The following is a 20391-nucleotide window of genomic DNA, read 5'->3' as shown; positions in this document are numbered from 1 at the left end:
GAGCCTATCCCGGTAGGTGGGAGTCGCTCCTGGCGCGCCTGACGGGCGTGCGCGGCGTTGCTCGTCGTTGCATGGCTCGCCATGCGGCCTCCTCGCGCCTTGCTCGCGCCCGCCATGCATCACCATGAGCTTCCCCCCACCTACCGGGATAGGCTCTAAATCGTGCCCGACCTGTGTTTTTGCACAGTATTTTTCCCACGAACACCCCCAGCCGGGGTAACATTCCGTAATGATTATTCTCGGCATCGACCCGGGCCTGCGCACGACGGGGTTCGGCGTCATCGAAAAAAACGGCGCCAGGCTGCGCTACATCGCCTCGGGCACCATCAAGACCGGGCTGGAGGGCGCGTTGCCGCCGCGGCTCAAGGTCATCCTGCACGGCGTCAGCGAAATCATCGCCACCTACCGTCCAGCCTGCTCCGCCATCGAAAAAGTCTTCGTCAACGTGAACCCGCAATCGACCCTGCTCCTGGGGCAGGCGCGCGGCGCGGCGATCACGGCCCTGGTCAGCGCCGACCTCGACGTGGCCGAATACACGGCGGTGCAGGTCAAGCAGGCCGTGGTCGGCACCGGCAAGGCGGCCAAGCCGCAGGTGCAGGACATGGTCGCGCGCCTGCTCAAGCTGCCGGGCCTGCCGGGCACCGATGCCGCCGACGCCCTGGGCGTCGCCATCTGCCACGCCCACAGCATCGACACCCTGGCGCTGCTGAATGGTCTAGCGCCCGCCGGGCAGGCGCTGCGCATGAAGAACAGCCGCCTCGTTTCATAAAACACGTAAGGAACACCGATGATCGGTCGCCTCTCTGGAATCCTGCTCGAAAAAGCGCCGCCGCACGTGCTGGTCGATTGCAATGGCGTCGGCTACGAAGTCGACGTGCCGATGAGCACTTTCTATAACCTGCCGCATACCGGCGAAAAAGTCGTGCTGTTCACCCACCTGGTGGTGCGCGAGGATGCGCACCTGCTGTTCGGCTTCGGCAGCGCGTCCGAACGTGCGCTGTTTCGCCAGCTGATCAAGATCACCGGCATCGGCGCGCGCATGGCGCTGGCGATCCTGTCCGGCATGACGGTGGCCGAGCTGTCGCAGGCCGTCACCCTGCAGGAAACCGGCCGCCTGGTGAAGGTGCCGGGCATCGGCAAGAAGACGGCCGAACGCCTGCTGCTCGAACTGAAGGGCAAGCTCGGCGCCGACATCGGCATGGTCGCCGGCGCCGCCCGTGACGACGCGCAGGTGGACGTGCTCAATGCGCTGGCCGCGCTGGGGTATTCTGACAAGGAAGCGCTCCTCGCGATCAAGAACATGCCCGCCGGCGCCAGCGTCTCGGACGGCATCAAGTTCGCGCTGAAGGCGCTGTCCAAAGGCTGAACGGAACATTAAGCGATGAGCATCCAGACCGATAGTTTCACCGAACAGCGCGTGATCGACGCCGCGCCGGCCTCGCCCAACGAAGAGGCGATCGAACGCGCCTTGCGTCCGAAGCAGCTGGACGAATACGTCGGCCAGGAAAAGATCCGCGACCAGCTCGAGATCTTTATTCAAGCAGCGCGCAAGCGGCGCGAGGCGCTCGACCACACCCTGCTGTTCGGCCCGCCGGGCCTGGGCAAGACCACGCTGGCCCACATCATCGCGCGCGAGATGGGCGTCAACCTGCGCCAGACCTCGGGCCCGGTGCTCGAGCGCCCTGGCGACCTGGCGGCGCTGCTGACCAACCTCGAGCCGAACGACGTGCTGTTCATCGACGAGATCCACCGCCTGTCGCCGGTGGTCGAAGAGATCCTGTATCCGGCGCTCGAGGACTACCAGATCGACATCATGATCGGCGAGGGGCCGGCTGCGCGCTCGGTCAAGCTCGACCTGCAGCCGTTCACCCTGGTCGGCGCCACCACCCGCGCCGGCATGCTGACCAATCCGCTGCGCGACCGCTTCGGCATCGTGGCGCGCCTGGAGTTCTACAACGTCGAGGAGCTGACCAAGATCGTGGCGCGCAGCGCCGCGCTGCTCGGCGCGCCGATCGACGGGGACGGCGCGCGCGAAGTCGCCAAGCGTGCGCGCGGCACGCCGCGCATCGCCAACCGCCTGCTGCGCCGGGTGCGCGACTATGCCGAAGTGAAGGGCAACGGCGAGATCACGAGCGAGACGGCCGACCGCGCGCTCAAGATGCTCGACGTCGACACCGTCGGCTTCGACGTGATGGACCGCAAGCTGCTCGAGGCGGTGCTGTTCAAGTTCGCCGGCGGCCCGGTCGGCATCGGCAACCTGGCGGCGGCGATCGGCGAGGCCGCCGACACCATCGAGGACGTGCTGGAGCCGTACCTGATCCAGCAGGGCTATCTGCAGCGCACCCCGCGCGGGCGCATCGCCACGCCGCTGGCCTACCAGCACTTCGGCGTCACCGCCCCGCGCATCAGCCCGACGGGCGATCTCTGGGACAGCCTACCGCCGGCCTGAGCGGCAGGCGGGCGTCAGGAACCGCGCCGCCGCGGTGCGAAGAGCGCCATGGCGGGCGCGCTGCGATACACGACCGTCAGGTACAGCAGCACGTTCAGGGCGATGACGGCGCCGGCCAGCCACAGCACCTGCGCCGAACCGCCGCGCCACAGCAGGGCGGCGCTGGCCAAGGTCGGCACGCCCAGCAGTACCGCCGCCAGCGCGCGCAGCAGCGTCGAACGGCGCAGGCGCTGGCCGGCCATCCCGACCAGGATGAAGCCGCTCGCCGCCAGCACCACGCAGGCCAGCGCCGCGCCGGCCCTGCCCGTATCCGGGGGCATGCCGCCGACGCGGATCAGTATCGCCGGTGAGATCAGCACCAGCACGCCGGCCACCAGGCTGGTCAGGCGAAGGAACATCATGGCAAGTCCTTGCGCTGCGAGGGGAATGATGGTGTTCGATGTCATGGCTGGCACTGGATAACGTCCTGCCGGTTCGGCAGTGAAGCCAAGATATCACACAGGAAACCATAGCTGCCGGGAATGTGTCCTCTTGCGGGAGCATGACTCACATCAACGGTGCGCCGATCGGATGACAGTTGTCATCCCGAATCGATGGCAAGCGCTTCTGTCGGCATGGATAGCGCAGCGACATACTGGCCTTACACCAACCCTGTGAGGAAACCATGTCCACCCCCGTCCTGAAAGCCGTCATCGCCGCCACCGGCCTCACCCTGTCCACCCTGGCCCTCGCCGCCGCCACCCTGGTCCAGGACGTGCGCGTCTTCGACGGCAAGGCCGTGCACGAACGCCGTTCGGTGCTGTTCGACGGCGGCGTCATCGTCGACGCCGACTTTCGCGGCGCGCCGCCCGCAGGCAGCCGCATCGTCGGGGGCGCCGGCCGCACCCTGTTGCCGGGCCTGATCGACGCCCACACCCATGCGTTCAAGCAGCTCGACCTGCCGCTGCTGTTCGGCGTCACCACCCAGGTCGACATGTTCACCGCCGTGCCGCTGATGCAGGAGGTCAAGGCCAGCATGGCGGCCGGCCGCAATGCGGGGCGGGCCGACATGTTCTCGGCCGGCACCCTGGCCACGGCCCCGAACGGCCACGGCACCCAGTACGGCCTGCCGATCCCGACCCTGAGCCGGCCGGAACAGGCGCGCGACTTCGTCGATGCCCGCATCGCCGAAGGCTCGGACTTCATCAAGATCGTGCTCGAAGCCGGCGGACAGGGCACGAGCAGGAAGAACTCGCTCGACCTGGCCACCGCCAGGGCGCTGATCGAGGCCGCCCACCTGCGCGGCAAGCTGGCCGTGGTCCACGTCAGCAACGAGAGGGATGCGCGGGCCGCGCTGGAGGCCGGCGCCGACGGCCTGGTGCACCTGTTCCTGGGCGCCGCGCCCGATCGACAGGCCGTCGACAGCCTGGCCCGGCTGGCCCGGACCAGGGGCGCCTTCGTGATTCCGACCTTCACGGTCCTGGAAAGCATGGCCGGCGTGCGCAGCGACGACCTGCTCGCCGACGCCCGGCTGGCGGCGCTGATCGACCGCGAAGGCGCCGCCACGCTCAAGGCGCGCTATGGCGCACAGGCGCGGCCACAGGCGCTGGCGGCGCCGAAAGCCGTCACCGCCGCCCTGCGCAAGGCCGGCGTGCCGGTCCTGGCCGGAACCGATGCGGGCAACGCCGGCACCCTGTACGGCGTCAGCATGCACCGCGAACTGGCGGCGCTGGTCGAGGCCGGCCTGAGCCCGGTCGAGGCGCTGGCCGCCGCCACCAGCGCGCCGGCCGCGGCCTTCAGGCTGGGCCGGCGCGGCTGCATCGCCAGGGGCTGCAAGGCCGACCTGCTGCTGGTCGAAGGAAATCCCGCGGCCGACGTACGCGCCACGCGCCATATCGTCGAAGTCTGGAAGGATGGCCAGAGCGCCAATCCCCTGCGCGATGCGCGGCGCCAGCGGGTGGCGCAGGAGAGCCGCGGCGCCACGCGCCAGGCGCTGCCGCCGGATGGCCGCATCAGCGACTTCAGCGCCGGCCGCCTGGGCAGCCCGTTCGGCAGCGGCTGGCTGCCGTCGACCGACCAGTTCGCGGGCGGCAAGTCGACCGTCAGGCTCGAGGTGCTGCCGCCGCTGACCGATGGGCAAGTGCCGCTGGCGGTCAGCGCCACGGTGGCGCCGGGTCTGCCGTTCGCCTGGTCCAGCGTGGCCTTCATGCCCGGCGCCCAGCCGATGCAGCCGGCCGACCTGAGCGCGGCGAAGACGCTGCGCTTCAGGGTGCGCGGCGACGGCCAGACCTACCAGGTGATGCTGATGGGCGCCGGCAACCAGCGCCCGAGTATGGTGCCGTTCGTGGCCAAGGGGGAATGGGAAGAAGTCAGCGTGCCTCTGGCGGCCTTTGCCGGCATCGATCCGGCCGCCGTCGCCATGCTAGCATTCAGTGCCGGCCCGCAGCCGGGCGACTACCGCTTCGAACTCGCCGACGTGCGCCTGCTGGAACACGAATAAGGATGGAGCCCACCATGACGACGACCCTCAGGCAAGCGCTGGCACGGCCCTGGATTCCGCCCGAATACGGCAGGCTGCAATACGTCTGGCTGCTGTCGCTCGGCTACCTGTTCTGGAAGTTCGCCTATGTGAGGCCGGACGCGCTCGAACTGGCGCTGCTGGCGCTGACCCTGGCCGCCTTCGTTCCGTTGTACTGCGCCAGCTTCTGGGCGCGCGGCTGGCAGGTGGGCGCCTGCGTGGCGGCCGGCTGCCTGCTTGGCACGCTGTGGGCGCGCTGGAACCCGGGCGCCGCATCGTTCTTCATCTTCGCCTGCGCCATGTGCGCCCGGATCCCGGGAACGGGCCGCGCCATCGGCGCCATGCTGGGCGTGATCGCCTGCGGCGGCGCCGTCTCGTTCCTGGCCGGACCGATGCAGCTCATCTTCTTGATGCCGATCCTGATGGCCGGCCTGCCGGTCGGGCTGTCGTGCATCATGGATGAGCGCAAGCGCAGCGCGCGGGCCCAACTCATGCGCAAGCAGGAAGAGGTGGAGCACATGGCGCGCATCGCCGAGCGCGAGCGCATCTCGCGCGACCTGCACGACCTGCTCGGCCACTCGCTGTCGCTGATCGCCCTCAAGGCCGAGCTGGCGGGCAAGCTGGCGGGGCGCGACAGCGCCGCCTGTGCGCGCGAGATCGCCGACATCGAGGCCAGCGCGCGCACCGCCCTGGCCGAGGTGCGCACGGCCGTTACCGGCTACCGCGAGAGCGGCCTGGCCCAGGCCCTGGCCAGCGCCCGCGCCAGCCTGCAGGCGGCCGATGTCGCCCTGGACGAGCGCGTCGAGCCGATCGACCTGGCCCCGGCCGCCGAGCACGTGGTGGCGCTGGCGCTGCGCGAGGCGGTGACGAATATCGTGCGCCACGCCCAGGCGTCGCGCTGCACGCTGTCGCTGCGCCGCGAGGACGGCCACGCCGTGCTGCGCGTGCGCGACGACGGGCGCCTGCGCGATACCGATGCGCTGCTCCATGGCAACGGACTGGCCGGCATGCAGGAGCGCGTGGCGGCGCTGGGCGGCCGCCTGTCGCTGCGCGCTTGCGACGGGCTGGCGCTCGAGCTGCAGGTGCCGGCATGATCCGCGTCCTGATCGCCGAAGACCAGAAGCTGGTGCTGGGCGCCCTGAGCGCCTTGCTGCGGCTGGAGCCGGACGTCGAAGTGGTGGCCGGCGCCTGCGACGGCCGCGAGGCGCTGGACCTGTGCGAACGGCTGATCCCCGACATCGTCCTGACCGATATCGAGATGCCGCACATGACCGGCATCGAACTGGCCCGGGCGCTGGCCGAGCGCAGGCTGGCCTGCAAGGTCGTGGTGGTGACGACCTTCGCTCGCAGCGGCTACCTGCGGCGCGCCATGGAGGCCGGCGTGCGCGGCTACCTGCTCAAGGATGCGCCGGTCGACGCGCTGGCCGACGCCATCCGCGTCGTGCATGCGGGCGGGCGCGCGATCGCGCCCGAGTTGGCACTGGAAAGCTGGAACGCCGGCAGCGACCCGCTGACCGAGCGCGAACGCCAGGTGCTGCGCCTGGCCGGCGAGGGGCGCTCGAGCGGCGAGATCGCGCGCCAGGTCCACTTGTCCGAGGGAACGGTGCGCAACTATCTGTCGGAAGCGATCAGCAAGCTGGGCGCCGGGAACCGCGTGGAAGCGTATCGGATAGCGCGCGATGCGGGATGGCTGTAGCGGCCGGCTACAGGAGCTGGGTGCCGCGGCGCTCGCGCTGGCGGCGCACCGGGAGCCATTGGATCGGCCTGGGCGCGCGCCGGGCAGGCGTCCTGGGCACGATCGGCTGCTGCGGCACATGGGTCAGCGGATAGATGAAGCTGAGGTACAGCAGGCTCGTCAGCATCAACAGGAAGGTGCACAGACAGACCATCAGCATATTGCTGGCATGCCAGATCACGATGCCGCTGGCGCCGAAGGGGAGCATCAGGAGCAGGGCGGCGAACGAGCGCAGCAGGGAATCGCGGTGCATGCGGTGGCCGGCCATCGCGACCAGGAAGAAGCCGCCCGACCCGAGCGCCACGCCGACCAGCACGATATACGGCTCGATCCAGTCCGGGATGCCGTGCGCGGTCGAGGCCAGCAAGGCGGCCGGCAACAGGATGGCGAAGACGCCGCCAGCCAGGCTGAGCAGGCGAATCACGCGCATGGCCCGTCCGCGGAAGACGGGGCGTGCGGCACGCGCTACGGAAGTCGGTTTCATGGCGCCTAAGCTAAGGTGGGCTGGAAGTAACGTCCGGCAACACGTCGCGGTTGACGCGAGGTCGACTTGATCTTGACGATAGCATAGCCGACATTGCCTGGCGCGTGCCTAGTGACCGACGCTCTTCGAAAACAGGTTGATGACCAGCACCCCGGCGATGATCAGGGCCAGGCCGGCGATGGCCGCCAGGTCCAGGCTTTGGCGGAAATACAACCAGCTGACCAGCGAGATGAGCACGATGCCGACACCGGACCAGATCGCGTAGGCGATGCCGGTGGGCAGCACGCGCAGGCTGAAGGTGAGCAGGTAGAACGACAGCGCGTAGCAGCCGACCGTGACCAGGCTCGGAACGGGACGGGTAAAACTGTCGGAGGCCTTGAGGGCGGTGGTGCCGATCACTTCGGCGACGATGGCGAAGCCAAGGAAGATATAAGCTTGATTCAGCGTCATCGGGAAGAACAACGGCCCGTCGCCGGGCCGCCGTGAGGTTTATTGTTCGCGCTGCCAGGTCTGGGTGCGGCCGAACATCGGGGCGCCGACATAGCCGCGCACTTCGAGCTTGTTGCCATTGTCGGCCAGGCTGGCCTTGCTCTTGTAGGTCTTGCCGGCCGCCGGGTCGAGGATCTCGCCGCCGGTGTACTCGTTGCCGTCCTTCCTGAGGCCCGACAGGATGGTCATGCCGATGATCGGCTGGTCCTTGCGCGCGTCGCTGCATTTCACGCATTTCGGGTTCTGGTCTTCGGACGGTTCGCGGTACAGCTTCTCGATCTTGCCGGTCAGGACGCCGCCTTCCTCGCTGATGCGCACCAGCGCCTTCGGCTTGCCGGTCTTGTCGTCGATGGTCTTCCAGGCGCCGACCGGCGAGGCGTTCTGCGCCAATGCGGCGGTGGGCAGGGCGAGCATGGCCGCGGCGATCAGGCCGGCTTGCATCAGATGTCGCATGGTGAGTCTCCTGTATTGTTGTTGGTATGACGGAGTGTAGCAAAGCCGCTTGCGGGCGGGATGGCCGGAATCCGAGGATTCCTTCCAAATCGGGGGCGCTATGGCGCGTTGCGCACGTCTTCCGGGGTCACCTGGTGGCGCCGCTCGGCCGGGCGGGTCAGCACGCGCATCGCCACTTCCAGCGGCACGCCGAGCTCGGCGAGCTGGCGCGCGGCGTTGACGCGCTGGTCGGGAAACGCCTCGTGAATCACGGCGTCGATGTGCAGGGAGGTCTTGTAGTCGCTTCGTCGGTCCATAGGCAAATCGTATCATGTATTTATGTGGCGCCATTTCTCACAAAACGGCGGGGCGATTGCGGGGCCAATCTATTTTTTTTCGATGCAAATTTCCCTCTAACTATTGTATCTTGTGGCATCTTTACCAAAGGTAAATCTTCAACCTCTCCTACGCGACAAGGACTTTGCATGAACGATCTGGTAAACGCCATCAATGGCATCATCTGGAGCCCCGCGCTGATCGCGCTGTGCCTGGGCGTGGGGCTGTATTTCTCGCTCCGGTCGCGTTTCCTGCAGGTGCGCCACGTGCGGGAGATGACCCGCCTAATGCTTGAAGGTAAAAGCTCGGAGCAGGGCGTGTCCTCCTTCCAGGCGCTGACGATGACGCTCGCCGGCCGGGTCGGCACCGGCAACATCGCCGGCGTGGCCACCGCCATCACCTTCGGCGGCCCCGGCGCGGTGTTCTGGATGTGGGCGGTGGCCTTCCTGGGCGCCAGCTCGGCGTTCGTCGAGTCGACGCTGGGCCAGGTCTACAAGGAGCAGATCGGCAAGCAGTACCGCGGCGGTCCCGCCTTCTACATCGAGAAGGGCCTGGGCGTCAAATGGTATGCCTGGACCTTCGCGATCGCGACGGTGTTCGCCACCGGCCTGCTGCTGCCCGGCGTGCAGGCCAACTCGATCGCCGAGGGGCTGAAGACGGCCGTCGGCATCGATCCGAACGTCACCGCCGCCGTCCTGGCCATTGCGCTGGCCTTCATCATCTTCGGCGGCGTCAAGCGCATCGCGACCTTCGCCGAGCTGGTGGTGCCGTTCATGGCGCTGGGCTATATCGTGGTGGCCTGCGTCATCGTGTTCCTGCACATCGAGCAGTTGCCGGCGGTGATCTCGCTGATCATCAGCTCCGCCTTCGGCCTTGACGCCGGCTTTGGCGCCATCATCGGCATGGCCATCATGTGGGGCGTCAAGCGCGGCGTGTACTCGAACGAAGCGGGCCAGGGCACCGGCCCGCACGCCTCATCCGCCGCCGAAGTCAGCCATCCGGCCAAGCAGGGCCTGGTGCAGGGCTTCTCGGTCTATATCGACACCCTGTTCGTGTGCTCGGCCACTGCCTTCATGCTCCTGATTACCGGCCAGTACAACGTCGAGGCGCCGAACGGCACCCAGATGTTCGTCGGCGTGCAGGGCGTGGCGGCCGGCCCCGGCTATGTGCAGACCGCGCTCGAGAACGTGATGCCGGGCTTCGGCGCGCTGTTCGTGGCGATCGCGCTGCTGTTCTTCGCCTTCACCACGATCGTCGCTTACTACTATATCGCCGAGACCAATATCGCCTACATGGACCGCCACGCGCGCCATCCGTGGCTCAATTTCGCGCTCAAGATCGCGATCGTGGCCGCCACCGTCTACGGCGCGATCAAGACCGCCGATGTCGCCTGGGCGCTGGGCGACTTGGGCGTCGGCCTGATGGCCTGGTTGAACATCGTGGCGATCGTCCTGCTGCGCAACGTCGCTTTCAAGTGCCTGCGCGACTACGAAGCGCAGAAGAAAGCCGGCAAGGATCCGGTCTTCGATCCGGTGGCGCTCGGCATCAAGAACGCCGACTATTGGGTGCAGCGTAACGCCGCGGCGCGCACGCAGCAGGAGAGCGTGCGCCTCGACGACACGCCGGTCAAGTAAGACGCTACTCGCGCAGCGCCTGCGCCGGCCGCAGGCGCATCGCCGCCAGCGCGTGGCGCAGCGTGGCCGCCAGGGTCACCGCGCAGGACAGCAGCAATCCCAGCGCCAGCGTCCAGCCGCCGATTGGCGCGCGGGTGGCGAAGCCGCTCAGGTACTGCTGGATCGCGATCCAGGCCAGCGGCAGTCCGAGCAGGGCGCCGGCCACCTGGTCCATGAAAACGGCGGCACGGTGCGCTATGCGAAATCGGTGGGCCGGGGCGCCCGCTTCGTGATCAGCTTCTAGCCGGCCGCGAAATACGACAGGAACATCGACACCGCGGCGTCGATGACGCGCTCCTGCTCGGCCGGCGCGAGCGGCGTGGCGCCCATCGCGATCTGCGGCCAGAAGGCGAAGGTCTTGATCTGGCCCTGCAGCAGCGTGGCGGCGAACGTCGGATCGCCCGCCTTGAGTTTGCCGTCGGCCTGCGCCGCGCGGATCCAGGCCGTGACGCCTTCCTCGCGTTCGCCCAGGCGGGCAAGGATGGGCAGCGTGCGCTCCGGCGCGTGGATCGCCTCGCCGATCGCCACCCGCGCCAGCGCGATGAATTCCGGATCGGCCAGGGTGCGCATTTTCAGCGACATCAATTCGACCAGTTGCTCGCGCAGGCTGCGCTCCGGCTGGTAGCGCAGTTCGAGCTGGCCCGCGCTGCGCTCGAACATCTGCATCACCGTTTCGCCGAACAGTTCTTCCTTGCTGCCGAAGTGGTTGTACACGGTGCGCTTCGATACGCCCGCGAGCGCGGCGATGCCGTCCATGCTGGCGGTTTCATAACCATGGACGCGAAACTGCTCGGCAGCGGCGGCCAGGATGGCGCTGCGTTTTCGGTCGGTCAGGCGGGTGGGCGTGTGCATGCGCGAATTCTACACTCGGCAGTTTACTTTCTCAAATTTCGATACTACACTGTGTAGTGTACTTTACGACTACTATCGCAACTATCGACCTATGCGCCTACTCCTCGGCATTCTCTTTCTCGGAGCACTCGCCATCACGGCGTCCTGCACCTCCATCGCCGGCACCGCCACCGCGTCGGCTTCGCCCCAATTCCATGACGGGAAATACCGTAATCCGGTCGAGATACACAAGCTGAGCCTTGGCGAGATGGCCAAGGTGTGGTGGATTTTCCTGTTCGACAAGCCCCAGGGCACGATTCCCGAGCAGGCGGTACCGGTCCGCACCCTGAGCCAGGCGGCACTGCTGGCCGCGCCCGACAACACGCTGTACCGGCTCGGCCACTCGACCATGCTGATCAAGCTCGGCGGCGAGTTCTATCTTACCGATCCGGTGTTTTCCGAACGCGCCTCGCCCGTGCAATGGGCCGGCCCGGCGCGCTTTCATGCGCCGCCGATCTCGATCGACGAACTGCCGCCGATCAAGGCGGTGATCCTGTCGCACGACCACTACGACCATCTCGACTACGCCGCCATCAAGGCGCTGGCGGCCAAGACGACGCTGTTCCTGACGCCGCTCGGCGTGGGCGACCGGCTGGTTGGCTGGGGCGTGGACCGGGCCAAGGTGCGCCAGTTCGACTGGTGGCAGGGTACGGAGGTGGGCAACGTGCGCTTCACGGCGACGCCGGCCCAGCATTTCTCGGGCCGCACCCTGGCCGATGCGAACACGACCCTGTGGGCATCGTGGGTGATCCAGCATGACGACCTGCGCCTGTTCTTCAGCGGCGACACCGGTTACTTCAAGGGCTTCAAGGAGATCGGCGCCAGGTTCGGCCCGTTCGACGTGGCGCTGCTGGAAACCGGCGCCTACGACAAGCGCTGGCCCGACGTCCACATGCAGCCCGAGGAAACCATGCAGGCCTTCCTCGACCTGAAAGCGCACTGGCTGTTCCCGGTGCATAATGGCACCTTCGACCTGGGGATGCATCGCTGGCAGGATCCGTTCGACCGCATCGCGCAGCTGGCCGACGACGAGGGCGTCAGCCTGACCACACCCGAGATGGGCGAGGCGCTGGACTTGAAGCAGCCGCATGCGGGTGGGCGCTGGTGGCGGAACCTGAAATAAAAAAACGCGGTCGAGGCCGTAATGACGTTAAGTTAAGGCGAAAGTCTTTTTGAGTTAGCGTAAAAACGTCGTCCCCACGAAGGTGGGGACCCAATCTTGCAAGCGTTTCGACGACGGTTGCAGAACTTGGGTCCCCGCCTGCGCGGGGACGACGTATTTGACGGCTAGCTCAGCAGCTTAACTTAACGGCATTACGGCCGAGGCCGCGTTTCTCATTGGGCTGCGCCGATCAGGCGGCCGGCAGCTTCTCCAGCTGTTCCTGCATCTTGGCCAGCGTCGCCGAGAAGTTCGCTACGCGTTCCTTCTCCTGCGCCACCACGGCGGCCGGCGCGCGCGCCACAAAGCTCTCGTTGGACAGCTTGCCCTCGGCCTTGGTGATCTCGCCGGAGACGCGCGCGATCTCTTTCGACAGGCGCTCGCGCTCGGCGGCGACGTCGATCTCGACCTTCAGCATCAGCTTGGTGGTGCCGACGATCGACACCGCGGCCGGCGATTCCGGCAGCGCGTCGACGATCTGCACTTCGGCGAGTTTGCCCAGCAGCTGGATGTACGGCGCGAACACCGCCATCTTCGCGCGGTCTTCCTGGTTGCCCGGCTCGACGATCAGCGGCACGCGCACCGACGGCGACAGCGACATCTCGCCGCGCAGGTTGCGGGTGGCGTCGGTCAGCGTCTTGAACTGCTCCATCCAGGCTTCGGCTTCCTCGTCGACCAGCGAGGTGTCGGCCAGCGGGTACGGCTGCAGCATGATGGTCGCGCCGGTCTTGCCGGCCAGCGGCGCGATGCTCTGCCACAGCGCCTCGGTCACGAACGGGATGATCGGATGCGCCAGGCGCAGGATCACTTCCAGCACCCGCAGCAGGGTGTGGCGGGTAGCGCGCTGCTGCGCTTCGGTGCCCTGCTGGACGCGCACCTTGGCCACTTCCAGGTACCAGTCGCAGTACTCGTCCCACACGAATTTGTAGATGCTGCTGGCGATGTTGTCGAAGCGGTAGTCGGCAAAGCCCTTGGCCACGTCCAGTTCGACGCGGTTCATCAGCGAGATGATCCAGCGATCCGCCGGAGACAGATCTTCAGGCAACGGGGCGCTGCAATCCTTGCCTTCGGTATTCATCATCACGAAGCGGGTCGCGTTCCACAGCTTGTTGCAGAAGTTGCGATAACCCTCGGCGCGGCCCAGGTCGAAGTTGATGTTGCGGCCCAGCGAAGCGTAGCTCGCCATGGTGAAGCGCACGGCGTCGGTGCCGAAGGCCGGGACTCCGTCCGGGAATTCCTTGCGGGTGGCCTTGGCGATTTTCTCGGCCGCGCGCGGGTCCATCAGGCCGGTGGTGCGCTTGGCAACCAGGCTATCGAGATCTATTCCATCAATCAGGTCGATCGGGTCGAGCGTATTGCCCTTCGACTTGGACATCTTCTGGCCCTGCGAGTCGCGCACCAGGCCGTGCACGTACACGGTCTCGAACGGCACCTTGCCGGTGAAGTGGGCGGTCATCATGACCATGCGCGCCACCCAGAAGAAGATGATGTCGAAGCCGGTGACCAGCACCGACGACGGCAGGAACATCTTCATGTCCGGCGTTTCCTCGGGCCAGCCCATGGTCGAGAAGGGCACCAGGGCCGACGAGAACCAGGTGTCGAGCACGTCGTCGTCGCGGCGCAGCGCCCCCGTGACGCCTTGCGCGGCGGCCTTGGCTTTCGCTTCTTCCTCGTCACGCGCGACGATGATGCTGCCGTCCTCGGCGAACCAGGCCGGGATGCGGTGGCCCCACCACAGCTGACGCGAGATGCACCAGTCCTGGATGTTGCCCAGCCACTGGTTATAGGTGGTGCTCCAGTTCTCGGGCACGAACTTGATCTCGCCATTGGCGACTTTTTCCAGCGCCACGTCGGTGATCGACTTGCCCGGATTGAAGGTGCCTTCGGGCGCCGGCTTGGTCATGGCGACGAACCACTGGTCGGTCAGCATCGGCTCGATCACGACGTTGGTGCGGTCGCCGCGCGGAACCATCAGCTTGTGCGGCTTGATCTGCTCCATCAGGCCGAGCGCTTCCAGGTCGGCGACGATCTGCTTGCGCGCGGCGAAGCGGTCCAGGCCGCGATACTGTTCTGGCGCGTTGTCGTTGATCTTCGCGTCCAGCGTGAAGATATTGATCGGCTCCAGGTTCGCGCGCTGGCCGACGGCGTAGTCGTTGAAGTCGTGGGCCGGCGTGATCTTGACGCAGCCGGTGCCGAATTCCTTGTCGACGTAGCTGTCGGCAATGATCGGGATCTCGCGCCCGGTCAACGGCAGCTTGATCATCTTGCCGTGCAGGTGGGCATAGCGTTCGTCAAGCGGGTCGACCGCGACCGCGACGTCGCCCAGCATGGTCTCGGGACGGGTGGTGGCGACCGTCAGGTGGCCGCTGCCGTCCGCCAGCGGATACTGGATGTACCACATCGAGCCGTCTTCTTCCTGCGAATCGACTTCGAGGTCGGAGACGGCCGTGCCCAGCACCGGGTCCCAGTTGACCAGGCGCTTGCCGCGGTAGATCAGGCCCTGCTCGTACAGGCGCACGAAGACTTCGACCACCGCCTTCGAGCGGGCGTCGTCCATCGTGAAGTATTCGCGCTGCCAGTCGGCCGAGGCGCCCAGGCGGCGCATCTGGCCGGTGATGGTGTTGCCCGACTTTTCCTTCCACTCCCAGACTTTTTCCAGGAATGCGTCGCGGCCGAGGTCGTGGCGCGAGATCTTCTGGGCGTCGAGCTGGCGCTCGACCACGATCTGGGTCGCGATGCCGGCGTGGTCGGTGCCCGGCACCCAGGCGGTGTTGTAGCCGCGCATGCGGTAATAGCGGGTCAGGCCATCCATGATGGTCTGGTTGAACGCGTGGCCCATGTGCAGGGTGCCGGTCACGTTCGGCGGCGGCAGCTGGATGCTGAAGGACGGCTTGCCCTCGTCCATGGTGGCGGTGAAGTAACCGCGTTTTTCCCACTCGGCGCGCCAGAACTGTTCAATATCGGCTGGCTCGAAAGACTTGGCTAATTCCATGATGTGCTGGTAGGTGAAATTTTTGGCGAAAGAACCATTATAGGTCACCTTACATCGCCAGCCTAACTCGGCGGAATCGCCGGATACCGGCGCTGCGCGCTGTCCCTTTCGCTCCTGCTGGGGGTCATTGTGATGCTCATTTGATTTTCCTCTAAACGCGTCTCGGATCACGCCGAAAGTCGACGGCCTGGACGAATCGCGCGCCGCGCCACCACGGTCCAAGCAGCACATCGGCATTCAAGGAGGACGAGTTCGCAAGACCGGAACGCGGCCGGCCCGCCTGGCCGTGCGAGGAATGTTGCATCGAGGAGAGTCATCATGTCACAAATTGATCCAACCGGGGTCGAAAATGCCGGCGAAGAGGCGCTTCTGGATAGCAGTGGCCAGATGAGCTATGAAGAAGTGTCCGGCCTGTCCAACGGCGAACTGGGACTCGGCGAATCCCACGACGCCGCCCCCACCGGCGCCATGCCCGAGGCGCCGGCCGTTCCCCACGCGCCACCGGCGCCGATCCCGACATTCCCGATTCCGCCGGTCCCGCTGCCGATCAAGAAGGCGGTGAGCGGCTGTTATGCCGGGGCCCTGGGCGCGTTCCAGGTGGAATTGCGGGTTGACGTCGACCGCAGCCGGCCCATGAAACGGGTGAGCGGCGACTTTTATCACACCGTCGGCAAGACCACCTCGTATTTCGGCTCCTTCGTGGTGGACAGCCCGGCGGTCACCGTGTCCGCCGCCAAGGTCGTGGTCAAGGGCATGGGCCGCTATACCTTCGCGGCCGGCGCCCCGGTGGTGCAGGTCACCGTCCCGCGGGCGAATATCCTGCAGCCGCAGGCGGCCGCGACCCTGCAGTTCTTTACCGTCACCAATTCGCCGGGCGCGTCCTATCACTGCCCGTTCTCGTCCCTGCACTTTCGCACGGTGCGCATCGAAACCGACAGCGTCTCGGATCTCGCCACCGCGCCGTTCGCCAGCTATCACACCGGTTCGCTGCCGTCCGGCGGCAGCGCGCGCAACCTGAACGTGGTCAGCGCCTTCGGCGAGGCCGGCATCGGCATGGTGCCGACCGCCGGCAACAATGTGATCAATATCGGCGATGCCGGCCCCAACGCCACCTGGAGCAATGCCGAGCTGCACGCCTCGATGCAGGCCCACTTCACCTTGTGGAGCGACGTGCAGCAATGGTGCGTCTGGCAGCTGGTGGCCCAGCAGCATGACTACGGCGCCGGCCTGTACGGCATCATGTTCGACCAGCAGGGCAGGCAGCGCCAGGGCTGCGCCGTATTCCATGCGGGGATCGGCGGCGCCACGGCCGAGCAGCAGCGGCTGCAGCTGTACACCTATGTGCACGAACTCGGCCACTGCTTCAATCTGCTGCACTCCTGGCAGAAGTCGCTGGCCTCGCCGCCCAAGCCCGACCGGCCGGATGCGCTGTCGTGGATGAACTACCCGTGGTACTACCCGAAAGGCGGCCCGGCCGGTTTCTGGAGCAGCTTCGACTTCCGCTTCGACGACGAGGAACTGATCCACCTGCGCCATGGCTTCCGCAACGACGTCATCATGGGCGGCAACAACTTCATCGTCGGTTCGTCGCTGGGCCGCGAAGTGCTGGCCGATCCGATCTCGGACGAGTCGGGGCTGGTGCTGGGAATCTCGACCCACCAGCGCAGCTTCGCGCTGGGTGAACCGGTCGTGCTCGAACTCAAGCTCAAGGCCACCACCACCCGCGGACGCCGCGCCCACACCTGGCTGCACCCCGATTTCGGCCTGGTCAGGGTCGTCATCAGCAAGCCGGGCGGCCAGGTCGTCGCCTACGAGCCGATGATCGACCACCTGGTCGGCGAACGCCAGAAAATGCTCGGCGTGGACGACGAGGTGCGCGACAGCGCCTACATCGGCTACGGCAAGGGCGGCTTCTACTTCGACCAGCCGGGCCATTACCGCGTGCGCGCGGCCTATGCGGCGCTCGACGGCTCGCAAGTGCTGTCCGACATCCTGACGATCCGGGTGCGCTACCCGGTCACCCGCGACGAGGACACGCTGGCCGACCTGTTCATGGGCGACGACCAGGGTGTGCTGCTCTACCTGCAGGGCTCGGACAACGTTTCGCTGCGTGCCGGCAACGACGCGTTCGACGAGGTGATCGACCGCTTCGGCGCGCACCCACTGGCCGCCTATGCGCGCATGGTCAAGGGCATCAATGCGGCGCGGGTATTCAAGACTGTCAATGCGGGCGAAGGCAGGTCCGTCACCGTGCGTCCCGCCCGGGCCGAGGAAAGCATCGCCTTGCTCTCGAGCGTGACCGGCGCCCACGTGCTCGACCCGGTGTCGGAAAACCAGGTGCTGTACAGTCTTTCGTGCATCCAGAAAGCGACCGGGGACGAACGGGGAGCGCAGGATAGCCTGAACCGGATGTCGATCCAGCCTGCCAGCAAGCCTGACGAGCAATGAAGCGCCAGGCCTGGATTGCCTTCATGCTGGCGCTGGGATTGTCCGGACCGGCGTGCTCGGAGCGCGCCCGGTCCGGCGACCCGACGCCGGCACTCGATGAGGAGAAGAAAATCATGACATTACGCGTGAGGCTGGGCGAAGGCTTCCAGAACAATACCGTGAGCGTGCGGGTCGACGGCAAGCAGGTGTACCAGCGCTCCGGCGTCAGCACCGACTGGACGATCTCGCGCGCGGACGCAGTCGACGTCCAGACCGCGGCCGACAGCGTGCAGCTCGAGGTGTCGGTCGACGGCGGGCCACCGGTTGCGCAGGCCATTGCGCCGGCGCGCACGCCGTTCGTCGAGGTGCGATCCGTGAACGGCGAGCTGCACCTACATGCGCTGGAGCAAGAGCCTCCGATGCTGTGACAACACCAGATGGATTTTCTGCCCATCGAAAAATGATTGGGCTATAATCGGCCTGCTGTCCGGGAGCTCAGGCTCCCAGGCGGCGAACGCTAGGGGTCCTGCGCGCCATATCAGTGGAGCGTGGGTGAGAAATACCCTCCGAACCTGATCTGGATAATGCCAGCGAAGGGAAGCAGCCGAATCGATGCAAGCGGGCGCACATCCGTTCCGCCTTGCACTCACCGGCACCTCCTTTGCTGGCTCCGCAAGCAAGGGAGCCACATGAACGCACCTCTGAAATCATCTCGGGTATTCGACGCCGCCACCGCCACGGTGGACGACGCGGCCATCCATCCACTACCAAATTCGCGCAAGGTTTACATCGCAGGCAGCCGGCCCGACATCCGCGTGCCGATGCGCCAAATCAGCCAGTCGCCCACGCCCGACAGCTTCGGCGCCGAACCGAATCCGCCGCTGTTCGTCTATGACACCTCCGGTCCGTATACCGAGCCGGGCACGGCGATCGACATCCGCAGCGGTCTGGCGCCGATGCGCCAGGCATGGATCGCCGAGCGCGGCGACACCGAGCTGCTGGACGGCCCGACCTCGCGCTACGGCCAGGCGCGGCTGAACGACCCGCAGCTGGCCGCGCTGCGCTTCAACCTGCAGCGCGCGCCGCGCCGCGCCCATGGCGGGCGCAACGTCACCCAGATGCACTACGCGCGCCAGGGCATCATCACCCCCGAGATGGAATTCATTGCCCTGCGCGAAAACATGCAGCGCAAGGAATACATCGCCTCGCTGGAATCCTCGGGCCCGATGGGCCAGCGGGTGGCGGCGCTGCTGGGCCGCCAGCATCCGGGCCAGTCGTTCGGCGCCAGCATCCCGCACGAGATCACGCCCGAATTCGTGCGCTCGGAAGTCGCGCGCGGCCGCGCCGTGATCCCGGCCAACATCAACCACCCGGAACTGGAGCCGATGATCATCGGCCGCAACTTCCTGGTGAAGGTCAACGCCAATATCGGCAACTCGGCCGTCACCTCGTCGATCGGCGAGGAAGTGGAAAAGATGACCTGGGCCATCCGCTGGGGCGCCGACACGGTGATGGACCTGTCGACCGGCAAGCACATCCACGAGACGCGCGAATGGATCCTGCGTAACAGTCCGGTGCCGATCGGCACGGTGCCGATCTACCAGGCGCTGGAAAAGGTCAACGGCAAGGCCGAGGACCTGACGTGGGAGATCTTCCGCGACACCCTGATCGAACAGGCCGAGCAGGGCGTCGACTACTTCACCATCCACGCCGGCGTGCTGCTGCGGTATGTGCCCATGACGGCCAATCGCCTGACGGGCATCGTCTCGCGCGGCGGCTCGATCATGGCCAAGTGGTGCCTGGCCCACCACCGCGAATCGTTCCTGTACACGCATTTCGAGGACATCTGCGAGATCATGAAGGCCTATGACGTCTCGTTCAGCCTGGGCGACGGCCTGCGCCCCGGTTCGATCTACGACGCCAACGACGAGGCCCAGCTGGCCGAGCTCAAGACCCTGGGCGAGCTGACCCAGATCGCCTGGAAGCACGACGTGCAGACCATCATCGAGGGCCCCGGCCACGTGCCGCTGCACCTGATCAAGGAAAACATGGACCTGCAGCTGGAGCAGTGCCACGAGGCGCCGTTCTACACGCTGGGACCGCTCACCACCGACATCGCTCCCGGTTACGACCACATCACCTCGGGCATCGGCGCGGCCAATATCGGCTGGTACGGCACCGCCATGCTGTGCTACGTGACGCCCAAGGAGCACCTGGGCCTGCCCGACAAGAACGACGTCAAGGACGGCATCATCACCTACAAGATCGCCGCGCACGCGGCCGACCTGGCCAAGGGCCATCCCGGCGCCCAGCTGCGCGACAACGCGCTGTCGAAGGCGCGCTTCGAGTTCCGCTGGGAAGACCAGTTCAACCTCGGGCTCGACCCGGACAAGGCGCGCGAATTCCACGACGAGACGCTGCCGAAGGATTCGGCCAAGGTCGCCCACTTCTGCTCGATGTGCGGCCCGCATTTCTGCTCGATGAAGATCACCCAGGAGGTGCGCGAGTACGCCGCCGCCAGGGGCGTGCAGGGTGAGTCCGCGCTGGCCCAGGGCATGCAGGAAAAGGCCATCGAGTTCGTGAAGAACGGCGCCCAGCTGTACCGGGAGGTGTGAATGACGCCGATCGAAGTGAACGGCGCGCCGTGCCAGGTGCCGCCCGGGCAAACCCTGTCCGGCCTGCTGGAGCAGCTGGGCCTGAGCGGGCAGGGGATGGCGCTCGCGGTCAACCGCGAAGTGGTGCCGCGCCAGCAATGGCTGCACCGGCGCCTGAATGAACGGGACCGGGTCGATATCGTGCGCGCCATCGGTGGCGGCTGACAGGAGGA

Annotated in this window: 20 protein-coding genes and 1 riboswitch; of the genes, 12 read left to right on the top strand and 8 right to left on the bottom strand. The window is 66.6% G+C overall.

Going from position 1 to position 20391, the window contains the following annotated elements; all coding sequences use genetic code 11:
* Nucleotides 1-229 precede the first annotated feature (229 nt).
* Genes ruvC through ruvB form a run of 3 tightly spaced genes read left to right on the top strand, consistent with a single transcriptional unit; the run spans nt 230 to nt 2449 of the window.
* A complete protein-coding gene (gene ruvC, locus ABIB38_RS13450; protein ID WP_429204557.1) occupies nt 230-769 on the top strand; it encodes a crossover junction endodeoxyribonuclease RuvC in 540 nt (179 codons plus the stop codon).
* Between the two features lie 18 nt (nt 770-787).
* Complete coding sequence (ruvA, locus tag ABIB38_RS13445; protein ID WP_429204555.1) at nt 788-1366, top strand: Holliday junction branch migration protein RuvA; 579 nt, start codon at nt 788-790, stop codon at nt 1364-1366.
* Nucleotides 1367-1381: 15 nt separating this feature from the next.
* Nucleotides 1382-2449, top strand: coding sequence for a Holliday junction branch migration DNA helicase RuvB (ruvB, locus tag ABIB38_RS13440; RefSeq protein ID WP_429204554.1), 1068 nt, complete (start codon nt 1382-1384; stop codon nt 2447-2449).
* Nucleotides 2450-2463: 14 nt separating this feature from the next.
* Here the strand turns inward: ruvB and ABIB38_RS13435 are convergent, their stop codons facing one another.
* Entirely contained in the window at nt 2464-2850 is a 387-nt protein-coding gene (locus tag ABIB38_RS13435; protein ID WP_429204553.1) for a hypothetical protein, read from the bottom strand.
* Between the two features lie 263 nt (nt 2851-3113).
* On the opposite strand from ABIB38_RS13435, the gene ABIB38_RS13430 reads away from it, so the two are divergent.
* The 3 genes from ABIB38_RS13430 to ABIB38_RS13420 are packed head-to-tail and all read left to right on the top strand — an operon-like array spanning nt 3114 to nt 6642.
* Entirely contained in the window at nt 3114-4928 is a 1815-nt protein-coding gene (locus tag ABIB38_RS13430; RefSeq protein WP_429204551.1) for a CIA30 family protein, read from the top strand.
* Between the two features lie 14 nt (nt 4929-4942).
* Nucleotides 4943-6040: a sensor histidine kinase gene (locus ABIB38_RS13425; protein ID WP_429204550.1), complete on the top strand. Its 1098-nt coding sequence runs from the start codon at nt 4943-4945 to the stop codon at nt 6038-6040.
* Complete coding sequence (locus ABIB38_RS13420) at nt 6037-6642, top strand: response regulator transcription factor (RefSeq protein WP_429204548.1); 606 nt, start codon at nt 6037-6039, stop codon at nt 6640-6642. Before ABIB38_RS13425 ends, ABIB38_RS13420 begins: the two co-directional genes overlap by 4 nt.
* Nucleotides 6643-6649: 7 nt before the next feature.
* Here ABIB38_RS13420 and ABIB38_RS13415 read toward each other — a convergent pair whose 3' ends face one another.
* The 4 genes from ABIB38_RS13415 to ABIB38_RS13400 form a co-directional block, all read right to left on the bottom strand.
* Nucleotides 6650-7111 (bottom strand): hypothetical protein, encoded by a 462-nt coding sequence (locus tag ABIB38_RS13415; RefSeq protein WP_429204547.1) that lies wholly within the window; start codon nt 7109-7111, stop codon nt 6650-6652.
* A 162-nt stretch (nt 7112-7273) separates the two neighbouring features.
* Complete coding sequence (locus ABIB38_RS13410; protein ID WP_429204545.1) at nt 7274-7615, bottom strand: SMR family transporter; 342 nt, start codon at nt 7613-7615, stop codon at nt 7274-7276.
* 39 nt (nt 7616-7654) lie between these two features.
* Nucleotides 7655-8107 carry a DUF2147 domain-containing protein gene (locus ABIB38_RS13405; RefSeq protein WP_429204544.1) on the bottom strand — a complete coding sequence of 151 codons (453 nt, stop codon included), beginning with the start codon at nt 8105-8107 and terminating at the stop codon, nt 7655-7657.
* A gap of 98 nt (nt 8108-8205) precedes the next feature.
* Nucleotides 8206-8403, bottom strand: a complete 198-nt coding sequence (locus ABIB38_RS13400; RefSeq protein WP_429204542.1) for a hypothetical protein — start codon at nt 8401-8403, stop codon at nt 8206-8208.
* Between the two features lie 168 nt (nt 8404-8571).
* Between ABIB38_RS13400 and ABIB38_RS13395 the strand changes: the two genes are divergently transcribed.
* A complete protein-coding gene (locus ABIB38_RS13395) occupies nt 8572-10056 on the top strand; it encodes an alanine/glycine:cation symporter family protein (RefSeq protein WP_429204540.1) in 1485 nt (494 codons plus the stop codon).
* 4 nt (nt 10057-10060) lie between these two features.
* On the opposite strand, the gene ABIB38_RS13390 is transcribed toward ABIB38_RS13395, so the two are convergent.
* Both ABIB38_RS13390 and ABIB38_RS13385 read right to left on the bottom strand, forming a co-directional pair.
* A complete protein-coding gene (locus ABIB38_RS13390; RefSeq protein ID WP_429204538.1) occupies nt 10061-10270 on the bottom strand; it encodes a hypothetical protein in 210 nt (69 codons plus the stop codon).
* A gap of 65 nt (nt 10271-10335) precedes the next feature.
* Complete coding sequence (locus ABIB38_RS13385) at nt 10336-10947, bottom strand: TetR/AcrR family transcriptional regulator (protein ID WP_429204537.1); 612 nt, start codon at nt 10945-10947, stop codon at nt 10336-10338.
* A 91-nt stretch (nt 10948-11038) separates the two neighbouring features.
* Between ABIB38_RS13385 and ABIB38_RS13380 the strand changes: the two genes are divergently transcribed.
* Nucleotides 11039-12109: an MBL fold metallo-hydrolase gene (locus ABIB38_RS13380; RefSeq protein ID WP_429204535.1), complete on the top strand. Its 1071-nt coding sequence runs from the start codon at nt 11039-11041 to the stop codon at nt 12107-12109.
* Between the two features lie 229 nt (nt 12110-12338).
* On the opposite strand, the gene ABIB38_RS13375 is transcribed toward ABIB38_RS13380, so the two are convergent.
* Nucleotides 12339-15137, bottom strand: coding sequence for a valine--tRNA ligase (locus tag ABIB38_RS13375; RefSeq protein WP_429204534.1), 2799 nt, complete (start codon nt 15135-15137; stop codon nt 12339-12341).
* Between the two features lie 318 nt (nt 15138-15455).
* Between ABIB38_RS13375 and ABIB38_RS13370 the strand changes: the two genes are divergently transcribed.
* The 4 genes from ABIB38_RS13370 (at nt 15456) to thiS (ending at nt 20383) form a co-directional block, all read left to right on the top strand.
* A complete protein-coding gene (locus tag ABIB38_RS13370) occupies nt 15456-17585 on the top strand; it encodes a hypothetical protein (protein ID WP_429204532.1) in 2130 nt (709 codons plus the stop codon).
* Complete coding sequence (locus ABIB38_RS13365) at nt 17582-17992, top strand: hypothetical protein (RefSeq protein ID WP_429204530.1); 411 nt, start codon at nt 17582-17584, stop codon at nt 17990-17992. Before ABIB38_RS13370 ends, ABIB38_RS13365 begins: the two co-directional genes overlap by 4 nt.
* Before the next feature lie 81 nt (nt 17993-18073).
* Nucleotides 18074-18180, top strand: a riboswitch (TPP riboswitch).
* A 73-nt stretch (nt 18181-18253) separates the two neighbouring features.
* Nucleotides 18254-20179: a phosphomethylpyrimidine synthase ThiC gene (gene thiC / locus ABIB38_RS13360; protein WP_429204529.1), complete on the top strand. Its 1926-nt coding sequence runs from the start codon at nt 18254-18256 to the stop codon at nt 20177-20179.
* Nucleotides 20180-20383: a sulfur carrier protein ThiS gene (gene thiS / locus ABIB38_RS13355; protein WP_429204527.1), complete on the top strand. Its 204-nt coding sequence runs from the start codon at nt 20180-20182 to the stop codon at nt 20381-20383.
* Nucleotides 20384-20391 lie beyond the last annotated feature (8 nt).

Source organism: Massilia sp. UYP11, from assembly GCF_050434805.1.
In the GTDB taxonomy this organism is placed as follows: Bacteria; Pseudomonadota; Gammaproteobacteria; order Burkholderiales; family Burkholderiaceae_D; genus Telluria.
The sequence above is the reverse complement of the archived record's forward strand: the minus strand, read 5'-3'. Positions and strand labels throughout refer to the sequence as shown.